The 13,039-nt window shown below is 59.8% G+C and carries 12 protein-coding genes; 7 read left to right on the top strand and 5 right to left on the bottom strand.

The features are described from left to right. Positions 1-119 precede the first annotated feature (119 nt). Complete coding sequence (gene lptG / locus AC1RPZ_RS09220; protein WP_493136745.1) at positions 120-1,181, bottom strand: LPS export ABC transporter permease LptG; 1,062 nt, start codon at positions 1,179-1,181, stop codon at positions 120-122. Further along, positions 1,174-2,295: an LPS export ABC transporter permease LptF gene (gene lptF / locus AC1RPZ_RS09215; RefSeq protein WP_493136744.1), complete on the bottom strand. Its 1,122-nt coding sequence runs from the start codon at positions 2,293-2,295 to the stop codon at positions 1,174-1,176. The genes lptG and lptF overlap by 8 nt, the downstream gene beginning before the upstream one ends. Before the next feature lie 320 nt (positions 2,296-2,615). On the opposite strand from lptF, the gene AC1RPZ_RS09210 reads away from it, so the two are divergent. From AC1RPZ_RS09210 to rlmF, 5 genes are all read left to right on the top strand, one after another. After that, positions 2,616-4,106: a leucyl aminopeptidase gene (locus AC1RPZ_RS09210; protein ID WP_493136743.1), complete on the top strand. Its 1,491-nt coding sequence runs from the start codon at positions 2,616-2,618 to the stop codon at positions 4,104-4,106. 60 nt (positions 4,107-4,166) lie between these two features. Continuing rightward, a complete protein-coding gene (locus tag AC1RPZ_RS09205) occupies positions 4,167-4,595 on the top strand; it encodes a DNA polymerase III subunit chi (RefSeq protein ID WP_493136742.1) in 429 nt (142 codons plus the stop codon). A 7-nt stretch (positions 4,596-4,602) separates the two neighbouring features. Continuing rightward, positions 4,603-5,010 carry a DNA polymerase III subunit chi gene (locus AC1RPZ_RS09200; RefSeq protein ID WP_493136741.1) on the top strand — a complete coding sequence of 136 codons (408 nt, stop codon included), beginning with the start codon at positions 4,603-4,605 and terminating at the stop codon, positions 5,008-5,010. Positions 5,011-5,225: 215 nt separating this feature from the next. Next, entirely contained in the window at positions 5,226-8,072 is a 2,847-nt protein-coding gene (locus AC1RPZ_RS09195) for a valine--tRNA ligase (RefSeq protein ID WP_493136740.1), read from the top strand. A 291-nt stretch (positions 8,073-8,363) separates the two neighbouring features. Beyond that, complete coding sequence (rlmF, locus tag AC1RPZ_RS09190) at positions 8,364-9,386, top strand: 23S rRNA (adenine(1618)-N(6))-methyltransferase RlmF (protein WP_493136739.1); 1,023 nt, start codon at positions 8,364-8,366, stop codon at positions 9,384-9,386. Between the two features lie 137 nt (positions 9,387-9,523). Here the strand turns inward: rlmF and AC1RPZ_RS09185 are convergent, their stop codons facing one another. Then, complete coding sequence (locus AC1RPZ_RS09185) at positions 9,524-9,805, bottom strand: HU family DNA-binding protein (RefSeq protein WP_007905514.1); 282 nt, start codon at positions 9,803-9,805, stop codon at positions 9,524-9,526. 395 nt (positions 9,806-10,200) lie between these two features. Between AC1RPZ_RS09185 and yejK the strand changes: the two genes are divergently transcribed. Further along, positions 10,201-11,205 carry a nucleoid-associated protein YejK gene (gene yejK, locus AC1RPZ_RS09180; RefSeq protein ID WP_493136738.1) on the top strand — a complete coding sequence of 335 codons (1,005 nt, stop codon included), beginning with the start codon at positions 10,201-10,203 and terminating at the stop codon, positions 11,203-11,205. Further along, on the top strand, positions 11,205-11,555 hold the full coding sequence (locus AC1RPZ_RS09175) for a glutaredoxin family protein (RefSeq protein ID WP_493136737.1): 351 nt from the start codon (positions 11,205-11,207) through the stop codon (positions 11,553-11,555). Before yejK ends, AC1RPZ_RS09175 begins: the two co-directional genes overlap by 1 nt. A 101-nt stretch (positions 11,556-11,656) precedes the next feature. On the opposite strand, the gene AC1RPZ_RS09170 is transcribed toward AC1RPZ_RS09175, so the two are convergent. After that, on the bottom strand, positions 11,657-12,592 hold the full coding sequence (locus AC1RPZ_RS09170; protein ID WP_493136736.1) for a glutathione S-transferase family protein: 936 nt from the start codon (positions 12,590-12,592) through the stop codon (positions 11,657-11,659). Positions 12,593-12,680: 88 nt separating this feature from the next. Next, on the bottom strand, positions 12,681-13,001 hold the full coding sequence (locus AC1RPZ_RS09165; protein WP_493136735.1) for a GIY-YIG nuclease family protein: 321 nt from the start codon (positions 12,999-13,001) through the stop codon (positions 12,681-12,683). Positions 13,002-13,039 lie beyond the last annotated feature (38 nt).

The raw sequence follows: 13,039 nt of genomic DNA, 5'->3' as shown, positions 1-13,039 counted from the left end.
ATTGTACCTGATACACGACGCAAGCGTCACGTTCACAGGTCAACGGTATTGGATACAAAAACGCCCCGCTCTTGCGAACGGGGCGTTTGAGTGTCAGTCAGGGCAGGAAATACCTGCGATCAACCCGCTCGACGCAGCAACCAGAGACCGGCCACCGCACAGATACCGGCCGGAACCAGCACCGCGAACAACGGCGAGAAGCCGAAGACCAGGCTTGAAGGCCCAAGCAAATCCTGAGCGATACGGAAGGTGAAACCGACCAGTACCCCCGTGAACACGCGCTGCCCCAGGGTTACCGAACGCAGCGGGCCGAAGATAAAGGAGATCGCCATCAACACCAGCGCAACGGTGACCAATGGCTGCAACACCTTGACCCAAAAGGCCAGCCAGTAACGGCCATTGTTAAGACCCTGATCCGCCAGATAGTGGATATAGCCCCACAAACCGCTGATCGACAACGACTCCGGCGCCATGATCACGGTGTTCAGCAGTTGCGGGCTCAGCGGTACTTCCCAGCGCTCTTGCGGCGTCGTGAGCACTTCGGTGCTGCCCTCATGGAACACCGTGGTAGTGACGTCGCTCAGTTGCCAATGGTCCGTTTCGAACTGCGCACGCTTGGAGAAACTCGAGGTGAGCATGTGGCGCTGGTTGTCAAAGCGATAGCGGGTCACGCCATACAGAATGCCATCCGGCTGCACCGAGTTGATGTGAATGAACTCATCACCCTGACGGTGCCACATACCGTGTTTGGCACTCTGCGCATCACCACTGCCCTGGGCCAGGGACCGATTGGCCTGGGCGATGTTTTCCGCAGATGGCGCCACGTACTCGCCGACCAGCACGCCTGCCAGCATCAGCACCAGCATGGGCTTCATCACCGCCCAGACGATCCGACCGATGGACACGCCAGCGGCGCGCATGATGGTCAACTCACTGCTGCTGGCCAGACTGCCCAGGCCGATCAGGCAGCCGATCAGTGCCGCCATCGGCAGCATGTCATAAACCCGGCGCGGCGCTGTCAGCGCCACATAGCTCAATACGTCGGTGAGGGTGTAGGTATCAGTGACGTCACTCATCTCGTCGATGAAGGCAAACAAGGTCGCCAGACCCAGAATGATCCCCAGTACCGCCAGGATCGCCATGAAAACACTGCTACCAATGTAGCGATCGAGCTTAACCACGGGCCACCTCCAGCGCACTGCGGCGACTCGCCATTTTCAATCGCAACGGCTCCCAGTAGAGCAGTCCCAGGCCAATGGCCAGGAATATCGCGTGAACCCACCACAAGCCCAGCGCCGGGGGGATCTTGCCTTTATCCAGCGCGCCGCGTGCGGCGATCAGGATTGTCAGATAAGCCATATAAAGAAGAATCGCCGGCAGCAACTTGAGGAAACGTCCCTGACGCGGATTGACCCGCGACAGCGGCACCGCCATCAGCGTCACGATGAACACCAGCAACGGCAACGACAGACGCCACTCGAGCTCGGCGCGTGCACTCATATCTTCCGGTTTGCTCAACAGCGTGCTGGTCGGCATCGCATCGCGATCCGTCACTTCGTCACTGACATCCGGTTTGGGCAGCAGCACACCGTAGGTGTCGTACTTGATGGCACGGTAGTCGGCCAGCCCCGGATTACCGTCGTAACGGTAGCCATTGTCGAGAATCAGGTAACGGTTGCCGTCCTCCTTGATTTCCTGACGGCCCTTTTCGGCCACCAGCACGGAAATACCGCGATCCTTCTGGTCGGCGGAAAGACGCTTTTCCGAAATGAATACGCCGCCCAGGTTGATCCGGTCATCGGACAGCTGCTCGGTGTACGTCACCCGCGAACCGTCGCGCAAGGCCTGAAAACGGCCCGGCACCAGCGTGTCGAACTCGGTCATCGCGTCCTGCTTGTTCAGCAGCAACTGAAACTGATTGGCGCCTTGCGGTGCCAGGCTCAGGCTCAACCAGGCCACTACCACGGCAACCAGCGCAGCCGGAAACAGGGTCATGCCCAGCAGACGCTGCTGGCTCATGCCAGTCGCCGAGAGCACGGTCATTTCGCTATCAAGGTAAAGGCGACCGTAGGCCAGCAGGATCCCGAGAAACAGCCCCAAAGGCAGAATCAGTTGCAGGAAGCCCGGCAGACGAAAACCCATGATCAGGAACAGCGAGCCTGGGTCCAGGGCGCCCGAGGCGGCCTGGGCCAGGAACTTGATGAAGCGCCCACTCATGATGATGACCAGCAGCACGGCGCTGACGGCGCTCAAGGTCAACAGGACTTCGCGGGATAGATAACGGAAGACGATCAAACCAGACACTCCAGGGTTGTCAGGCTAAGGCGGCCAAACAAGCAAACGTATCGGGCGGCCCGCAGGGCTGAGCCGCCGAAAAAGATGGCGCATTATCCTGTGATTGACCGCGCCTGTCACTGCGCACGCTCAAGCAGGCGCGTAATGGCGTAAAGATCACCCGCACAAGGGTTGTCAGGCGCAGTGAGCGAGGTTCAAACTGCGGCCTTTGTCGCTGGCCTCTACCAGCGTCTTTCTTCAGCCTTTCTATATAGAGAGGCAAACGTGTGCGCGTACCGCGTGCCACGCTGCACTTTGACCATTTATTCAGGGACCCGGACATGGAACTGGTTGTAAAAAGCGTTAGCCCGGAAACGTTGAAAACCGCCACTCTGGTGGTCGCCGTCGGCGAAGGCCGCACACTCGGCAACGTCGCCAAACAGCTCGACGAACTCAGCGGCGGCGCGATCAGCGCTGTTCTCAAGCGTGGCGACCTGGCCGGCAAGGTTGGCCAAAGCCTGCTGCTGCACAGCCTGCCAAACCTCAAAGCCGAACGCGTGCTGCTGGTTGGCGTGGGCAAAGACGCCGAACTGGGCGACCGCCCGTTCCGCAAAATCATCGCTGGCGTACTGAACACCCTCAAAGGCCTGGGCGGCACCGATGCCGTGCTGGCGCTGGACGAAATCGTGGTCAAAGGGCGTGACAGCTACGGCAAGACTCGCCTGCTGGCCGAAACCCTGGTGGACGGCGAATACACCTTCGAGCAGTTCAAGAGCCAGAAGTCCGACCCTCGCGCGCTGAAAAAAATCACCTTGCTGACCATCAAGGCCGCCCAGGCTGAAGTCGAACGCGCCGTGACTCACGCCACTGCGATCGCCAATGGTATGTCCTTCACCCGCGACCTGGGCAACCTGCCACCGAACATCTGCCACCCAAGCTTCCTCGCCGAGCAGGCGAAGAACCTGGGCAAGGAATTCAAGGGCCTGAAAGTCGAGATCTTTGATGAGAAGCAAATCAAGGATCTGGGCATGGGTTCGTTCTACGCCGTCGGCCAGGGCAGCGCCCAGCCACCGCGCCTGATCGTCATGCAATACAACGGCGGCAAGAAATCCGAGAAGCCGTACGCACTGGTCGGCAAGGGCATCACCTTCGACACCGGCGGCATCAGCCTCAAGCCGGGCGCCGGCATGGACGAGATGAAGTACGACATGGGCGGCGCAGCCAGCGTGTTCGGTACCTTGCGTGCCGTGCTCGAACTGAAACTGCCGATCAACCTGGTGTGCATCCTCGCCTGTGCCGAGAACATGCCGAGCGGCAAGGCTTCGCGTCCTGGCGATATCGTCACGACCCTGAGCGGCCAGACCGTGGAAATCCTCAACACCGACGCCGAAGGCCGTCTGGTGCTGTGCGACGCACTGACCTACTCCGAACGCTTCAAGCCACAAGCGGTGATCGACATCGCCACCCTGACCGGTGCCTGCGTCGTCGCCCTCGGCTCCCATACCTCGGGCCTGCTGGGCAACAACGACGAGCTGATCGGCCAACTGCTGAGCGCAGGCCAACAGGCTGACGACCGCGCCTGGCAACTGCCGCTGTTCGATGAATATCAGGAACAGCTGGACAGCCCGTTCGCCGACATCGCCAACATTGGTGGCCCGAAAGCCGGCACCATCACTGCGGCCTGCTTCCTGTCGCGCTTCACCAAGAACCTGAACTGGGCGCACCTGGACATCGCCGGTACCGCCTGGACCAGCGGCGGCAAGGACAAGGGCGCCACTGGCCGCCCGGTTCCACTGCTGACCCAATACCTGCTGGACCGCGCCAAAGCCTGAAACTGAAACCCCTGCGCGGCGTCGTCGATGAATGACGCCGCGCAGGCATCAGGAACCGCAATGACCAAAGTCGATTTCTATATCCTGCCCAGCGCCGATCCTTCTGCGCGGCTGGATTTTGCCTGCAAGCTCACCGAAAAAGCCTGGCGCATGGGCCACCGCATCTACCTGCATTGCAGCGATGTTGCCCAGCGTGATGATCTTGATGCGCGCCTGTGGGCGTTCAAAGGTGAAAGCTTCGTACCTCACGGCCCCGCCGAAAGCGAACCGGACGGTTTGATTGTGCTCGGCCTGGGAGACGATCCAGGACAACACCAGGACTTGCTGGTCAATCTTGACCTCAAAGTCCCGTCTTTTGCCCAGCGCTTTGCCCGTGTGGCCGAAGTGGTGGTTGAAGACCCGACTATTCGTCAGGCCGCGCGGGAGAGTTTCCGTTTCTACCGCGAACAGGGCTATCCTCTGCAAGATCACCGTTTACAGCGACTCTGAGCACATGATGGACACGTCCAACCCGCTGCAAAAGTCCGCACACCTGCTGGACGACCTCGAGTCGATCCGCCAGTTGCTCGGCGATGACAACCTGCAACCGCCCCTGCTGACCGACACTGTCGAGCAAGGCAGTGATGAAGGCCAGATACCAATGTTGTTCGATCAGGTCGGCGGCAAACCGCGGGCTGAAATCATCGAACCACCGACTCCCGCGCCAACGCCCGCGCCTGTCGCGACTCCGGCATCTTCTGTCCAGCAAGGCGCCGACGTCATGCTGCACCTGAACGACGAACTGCGCGCCGCCGCGCAATTGATCATGCAAGACGTGATCGACGACTTCGCCCCGCACATCGAAACCGAAATCAAACGCCGCCTGGATGCGCGGATGGAGCGGCTCCTCAGCCAGTACGAATAACCCCAGCCCCCTGTGGGAGCGAGCCTGCTCGCGATAGCATCGCCTCGCCCCTCCCTGAAAGACCGCGTCGCCTGCATCGCGAGCAGGCTCGCTCCCACACTGGATCAGCGCTGAATTTGATGATGCGCCCTGTCCGCCCCTGCTCGCCCTTCGCCCCATGCCCCGCTATACTTGCCGGCTTTTCCTGAATAAATGCCAATAGGGTCCCGCCGCGCATGGATAAGACCTACCAGCCGCACGCCATTGAAACTTCCTGGTACAACACCTGGGAGTCCGAGAATTATTTCGCCCCGCAAGGCGCGGGCGATTCCTACACCATCATGATCCCGCCGCCGAACGTCACTGGCAGCCTGCACATGGGCCATGGCTTCAATAACGCGATCATGGACGCCTTGATCCGCTTCCGCCGCATGCAGGGTCGCAACACCCTGTGGCAGCCGGGCACCGACCACGCTGGTATCGCCACGCAAATGCTGGTGGAACGTCAGCTCGAAGCCAAGGGCCAGAGCCGCCACGATCTGGGCCGCGAAAAATTCCTCGAGAAAGTCTGGGAGTGGAAGGATGAGTCCGGCGGCAACATCAGCCGTCAGATCCGCCGCCTCGGCTCGTCCGTCGACTGGAGCCGCGAGCGCTTCACCATGGACGACGGTCTCTCGGAAGCGGTCAAGGAAGCCTTCGTGCGCCTGCACGAAGACGGTTTGATCTACCGCGGCAAGCGTCTGGTCAACTGGGACACCAAGCTGCACACGGCGATTTCCGACCTCGAAGTGGAAAACCACGACGAGAAAGGCTTCCTGTGGAACCTGAAGTACCCGCTGGCCGACGGCGCCAAGACCGCTGAAGGCAACGATTACCTGATCGTCGCGACCACCCGTCCGGAAACCATGCTCGGCGACGCCGCCGTCGCCGTTAACCCGAACGATGAACGCTACAAAGCCCTGATCGGCAAATTTGTCGAGCTGCCACTGGTTGGCCGCCGCATCCCGATCATCGCTGACGATTACTGCGACCCTGAATTCGGCACCGGCTGCGTGAAAATCACCCCGGCCCACGATTTCAACGACTACGAAGTCGGCAAGCGCCACAACCTGCCGCTGCTGAACATCTTCGACAAGAACGCCGAAGTGCTGGCAGCCGCCCAGGTATTCAACCTCGATGGCAGCGTCAACGAAGAGATCGACGGCACCCTGCCCGCCGAATACGCCGGCCTCAACCGTTTCCAGGCTCGTAAGGAAATCGTTGCCGCGTTCGAAGCAGCAGGCCTGCTGGTCAGCGTCGACGATCACGCCCTGAAAGTACCGAAAGGCGACCGCTCCGGCACCATCATCGAGCCGTGGCTGACCGACCAGTGGTACGTTTCGACTAAACCGCTGGCCGAGCCTGCGATTGCTGCCGTTGAAGACGGCCGTATCGCGTTCGTGCCCAAGCAGTACGAAAACATGTACTTCTCGTGGATGCGCGACATCCAGGACTGGTGCATCAGCCGTCAGCTGTGGTGGGGCCACCGGATTCCGGCCTGGTACGACGAGTCGGGCAAGGTCTACGTCGGTCGCGACGAAGCCGAAGTGCGTGCCAAGCACAACCTCGGCCCGGACGTTGCGCTGCAACAGGACAACGACGTACTCGACACCTGGTTCAGCTCGGGCCTGTGGACCTTCTCCACCCTCGGCTGGCCGCAGCAGACTGAATTCCTGAAGAAATTCCACTCCACCGACGTGCTGGTGACCGGCTTCGACATCATTTTCTTCTGGGTTGCCCGGATGATCATGCTCACCATGCATTTGGTGAAAAACGAAGACGGCACGCCGCAGGTTCCATTCAAGACCGTGTATGTGCACGGTCTGGTGCGTGATGGCCTGGGCCAGAAAATGTCCAAGTCCAAGGGCAACGTCCTGGACCCGCTGGACATCATCGACGGTATCGAGCTTGAAGCGCTGGTGGAAAAACGCACTTCGGGCATGATGCAGCCAAAACTGGCGAAGAAGATCGAGAAGCAGACCCGCGACGAGTTCGCCGACGGCATCGCCAGCTATGGCACCGACGCCTTGCGCTTCACGTTCTGCTCGCTGGCCTCGACCGGCCGTGACATCAAGTTCGACATGGGTCGCGTCGAAGGCTATCGCAACTTCTGCAACAAGATCTGGAACGCGGCGCGCTACGTGCTGGACAAGGGCGAAGACTGCGGCCAGAACGGCGAAGCCTACGAACTATCCCTGGCGGATCGCTGGATCATTTCGCAGCTGCAACGCACCGAAACCGAAGTGACCCGCCAACTCGACCAGTTCCGTTTCGACCTGGCGGCACAAGCCTTGTACGAGTTCATCTGGAACCAGTATTGCGACTGGTACCTGGAACTCTCCAAGCCTGTGCTGTGGGACGAAAACGCAGCCGTAGAGCGTCAACGCGGCACCCGTCGCACGCTGGTTCGCGTGCTGGAAGTCGCCCTGCGTCTGGCTCACCCCTTCATGCCGTTCATCACCGAAGAAATCTGGCAGCGCATTGCGCCGCTGGCCGGTATCGAAGGCAAGACGATCATGCTGCAACCTTGGCCAGTGGCCAATGAAGCACGCATCGACCAGGCCGCCGAAGACGACATCGAATGGCTCAAGGGTCTGATGCTCGGCACGCGTAACATTCGTGGCGAGATGAACATCGGCCCGGGCAAGCCCCTGCCGCTGTTCCTGAAGAACGTCAGCGCCGAAGACCAGCGTCGCCTCACCGAGAACGAAGTCCTGCTGAAGAAGCTGGCCAAGCTCGAATCGATCACCGTATTGGCCGCCGGCGAAGAAGCACCACTGTCCGCCACCGCTCTGGTCGGCGAGATGGAAGTGCTGGTGCCGATGGCCGGCCTGATCGACAAAGACGCCGAACTGGCGCGCCTGGACAAGGAAATCCAGCGCCTGCAAGGCGAAGTGCAGCGTGTCGGCGGCAAGCTGTCCAACGCCGGCTTCGTTGACAAGGCCCCGGCCGACGTCATCGAGAAAGAACGTGCCAAACTGGCCGAAGCCGAACAGGCTCTGGGCAGATTGGCTGAGCAGCATGCGCGGATTGCCAGTTTGTAACGGCACATCGCACTGAAAAGGGAGACCCATGGGGTCTCCCTTTTTTATGCTTGCCGCATTCCCCAAAACACCAACAATCCCTGTGGGAGCGAGCTTGCTCCGGGCGGCGTTCCGACGATAGCGATCTATCATCCAATATCAATGTTGAATGTGATGGCCTCATCGTCGGAACGCCGCCCGGAGCAAGCTCGCTCCCACAGTAGATTGTGGTCGTCGTCACAATTGAGTTCACAAGAGCTGGATGTGGGACAATACCCGCCACTTTTAGCCATACCCGAATCGACCTCGCCCATGAACGCCCCCCGCACACCAAAACCTGCGCGCCAAAAGCCAAAACCCACGACCCCGGCCAAAGCCGTCGAGCCGCGCGAGAAGGCCAGCCTGCACCCGCGCAACCGCCACCAGGGCCGTTACGACTTCCCGACGCTGATCAAGACCACGCCTGAACTGGCGAAGTTCGTGATCATCAATCCGTATGGTAAAGAGAGCATCGACTTCGCCAGCCCGGACGCGGTGCGGGTGTTCAACCGGGCGTTGCTGAAGTCGTTCTACGGCATCGCTCATTGGGACATCCCGGCCGACTACCTCTGCCCACCGGTGCCAGGGCGCGCCGACTACGTGCACTTCCTGGCCGACCTGCTGGCCAGCGTCAACGACGGCGAAATCCCCCGGGGCGCGCCGGTCAAGGTGCTCGATATCGGCATGGGTGCCAACTGCGTCTATCCGTTGATCGGCTATAGCGACTACCGCTGGCACTTCCTCGGCTCGGAAATCGACCCGACGGCGGTGGCTGCCGCCAAAGCCATCGTGCAGTCCAACGGGCTGAACAAAGCCATTCAGTTGCGCCAGCAAAGCAATCCCAAGCACATTCTGCTGGGCCTGCTCGAACCGGGCGAACGCTTTGACCTGACCATGTGCAACCCGCCGTTCCACGCCTCGATGGACGAGGCTACCAAGGGCAGCGAGCGTAAATGGCGTGCACTGGGTCGCGCCGACCCAAAACGCAAACTGCCGGTACTGAACTTTGGCGGCCAGTCGGCAGAACTGTGGTGTGAAGGCGGCGAAGCACGGTTTGTGACACAACTGATCGCCGAGAGCGCGCATTTTCAACACAAAGTGCTTTGGTTCAGCACCCTGGTCTCGAAAGCTTCGAACCTGCCTGCCATCCAGACAGCGCTGAAAAAGGCCGGCGTACTGGAAAGCCAGGTCGTGGAAATGTCTCAGGGGCAGAAGCAAAGCCGCTTCGTCGCCTGGACCTTCCAGACTAAATCCGAGCAGCAGGTCTGGCGCGAACGCTGGGTTCGCAAAGCCTGAGTAACTGACCGTCGCAGATCAACTGTGGGAGCGGCCTTGCTCGCTCCCACATTGGTTTGGAGGTGTTTGAGGGGCTGAATCGCAGACACAAAAAAACCGTGCCCGGATTGCTCCGGTGCACGGTTTTTTTACGCGTCTTACTTGTTAACAGCGTCAGTCAGGCCTTTAGCCACGACCAGCTTGATAACTTTCTTGGCAGCGATTTCGATGGCAGCGCCAGTCGAAGGGTTGCGGCCGGTACGGGCAGGACGCTCGGTCACTTTCAGCTTACCGATACCTGGCAGAGTGATTTCGCCGCCGTTTTCCAGTTGATCAGCAACGATTTGGCCCAATTGGTCCAGAGCGTTACGCGCGGTGGTTTTTGGCGCGTCGATAGCTTCAGCGATATCGGCGATCAGTTGGTCTTTAGTAAGAGCCATTTAGTGTTCCTTCCCTATCAAATTCATATGGTTTGCAGAGTGCAGTGTCAGCCATCGAGCCCGATCTTCTGGATCTGGCACCCTCGGCTACAACACCGACAGGTCGGGGTTATAGATGCCGAAATCAGGGTTTGGTTCGACCTGACAAATGCTGAATGCACGCTTAACGCAGTGACTTCGCGTAAGACGGGGCAAAACTAGCACAGAGACGGGGAAATATCCGCCTCTACCTACCCATTTGGTCAGCTTTATTGCTCTAAATCCGGAAAAAAGCGCATAAGCCCGGTCTGACACGCCTCGAACACCCTTCAAGCACCGCCAAAACCAGCAGGTGCGGTACACTGGGCACTTTTTCGGGGAGCACGCCCTCCTCCCTTCAATCAGCCGAGAAGCCCATGCCGATCCGTCATTGCATCGTCCACCTGATCGACAAAAAACCCGACGGCACACCTGCAGTTCTTCACGCCCGCGACTCCGAACTGGCAGAGTCCACGGCCATCGAGAACATGCTCGCCGACCTCAACGAGAGCTATAACGCCAAACAGGGCAAGGCCTGGGGGTTCTTCCATGCCGAGTCCGGCGCGCATCCGTTCAGCGGCTGGCTGAAGGAATACCTCGACGACGGCAAGGACTTCACAGCGTTCAGCCGCATTGCAGTGGAACACCTGCAAAAGCTGATGGAAGAGTCCAACCTGTCGACCGGCGGCCACGTGCTGTTCGCGCACTATCAGCAAGGCATGACGGACTACCTGGCCATCGCCCTGCTGCACCACAGCGAAGGCGTGGCGGTGACCGATCAGCTCGACGTGACACCGTCCCGGCACCTGGATCTTGGCCAGTTGCACCTGGCGGCGCGGATCAACGTTTCCGAGTGGCAAAACAACAAACAGTCCAGGCAGTACATTTCGTTCATCAAGGGCAAGAACGGTAAAAAGGTTTCGGAGTATTTCCGCGACTTCATCGGCTGCCAGGAAGGTGTCGACGGCCCGGGCGAAACCCGCACCCTGCTCAAGGCGTTCAGTGATTTCGTCGAAAGCGAAGACCTGCCGGAAGATTCCGCCCGCGAGAAGACCAAGACCCTGGTCGACTACGCCAGCAGCCAGGCCAAACTCGGAGAACCGATGGGCCTCGAAGAGTTGTCGGAGCTGATCGACGAAGAACGCCCGAAGGCCTTCTACGATCACATCCGCAACAAAGACTACGGCCTGTCGCCAGAGATCCCGGCGGACAAACGCACCCTGAACCAGTTCCGCCGCTTCACCGGCCGCGCCGAAGGCCTGTCCATCAGCTTCGAAGCGCACCTGCTGGGCTCGAAGATCGAATACGACGAAGAAGCCGGGACACTGATCATCAAGGGCCTGCCGACCCAACTGACCGATCAGCTGAAGCGCCGCAACTGATGCTGGGCGGCGTACTGAAGAAATTCCTGCTGATCCTGCTGGTGGTTGTGGTCTACCAGAACTGGGGCAAGATCGAGCGGGTGTTCAACCCGTCGCAAGTGGTGTCCGAGCAGACCCAGGCCAACGCCAGGGTCGTGCTCTACGCCACCGACTGGTGCGGTTACTGCAAGCTGATCCGGCGCTTTCTCGACCAGAAAGGCATTCCGTACCGCGAGTTCGACATCGAGAAAAATGCCGAGGCGCGCAAGGCCTATGAAGCGTTGGGCGGACGCGGCATTCCGATGCTGGATGTGAACGGCACGTTGATTCGCGGTTATGAGCCAGACGAGATTCTCGCCGCACTGAAATAACTACTGTGGGAGCGAGCTTGCTCGCGATAGCGGTGTGTCAGTCAAATTAATGTTGAATGTGCCGCCGCCATCGCGAGCAAGCTCGCTCCCACATTTGTACGTCAATGTTTTTCGATGCGAAAACCAAATCGCGGGAAGTGCACATGCACCAGCCCGCCACGCTCATCTTCGCGGCGCAGGATCAGCTCTTCGCTGCCGGCAAACAGCAACTCGCCCGCAACCGGATCAACGCCATAGTCAACGGCGGCAATTACCACGTGCTGTCCCGCCTTGAAGCCGTTTGGCTCGTTGAACTGCTCGTCCGGCAAGGCCGCAGGCGTTGAATGACGCGCAACCTCCAGAGCTTCTTCAGAGGTCATTTCGCTGAACGCGCCATGCCCGAAACCCATAACTCGCGACAACCAGGCTGACACCGCCGGATAAACATCGACCAACGGCGCAGTCACCGGTGTGCCCTTGAGGAACCACAACGGGTGGGCCATGGCGAAATCGGCAATCGAAGGCTCACCAAACAGGTAGTCACCGTCCTCGCGTTCTAATTGCTGCTCAAGCCGCGCCATGATCGTCGGCCACTGATGCTTGGCCTGCTCGGCCGACAATCGCGTGGCGCTGCCACCGCTGAACAAGTCGGCACGGTCAGCAACAAAAGCCTTGATCGCTTCTGGAGACAACTTGGCAAAACGCGCCGCCACCGATTCAGGCTGGAACACCAGGCTCACCGCGTGCTGAAATACTACCGAGTCGGCCCAGGCGGCGAAGGTCGCACTGACCATCTCCTGACCTTCCGGGAATAGCGCAGGCGAAGCCTTTTCCTGCTCCAGGCGCCGGGCGATCAACGCCGTGTCGCAGTAGATATCGGCGCCAATCTGCAACACCGGGGTCTTGCGGTAGCCGCCGGTCAGCGCGGTCAGATCAGGTTTCGGCATCACTGGTGAAATCTTCACCGAACGCCAGGACAAGCCTTTGAAACCGAGTAACAGCCGGGTCTTTTCTGCGAAAGGGGAAGTCGGGTAATGGTGGAGAATCAACTCTGACATGCTGGAACCCGCTGCTGGTGTTAGAAGTCAGCAGCTTAGCGCGCAATCGATTAACGGCCTACCCATCTGCCTGATGGGCACTTATCAGTCACATTGATAAGCCCGCAGCAGCGCTCGCCACCAGACATTCCTTGGCGCTTTTCTTGAGTTTTTTGATCAGACGCTCCTGGCGCAACGCTTCGCTCTTATCACGGCAGGCTTCGGTGTAGACCAGCGCAACAGCGGGGCTGGAGAGGAAAAACCGCGCACCCTTGCCGCTCTGGTGAGTGGCAAAACGTCGGACGGGATCATCGCTGATCCCGCAGTACAGCGAACCGTTGGCCGCGCGAACCAGATAGACAAACCAGGGTTTGCTCTGCGCGGGTGGGGTTGCAGGGTCGCTGACGGAGACTTCGCTCAGGGTGTTCACGTGACGATCAAGGCTTGTAGGAAACAAGCCGCGATCTT

The organism is Pseudomonas sp. GW822-FHT02D10 (genome assembly GCF_058802345.1).
Note: the sequence above shows the minus strand (reverse complement) of the source record. Positions and strands in the feature narration are given on the sequence as shown.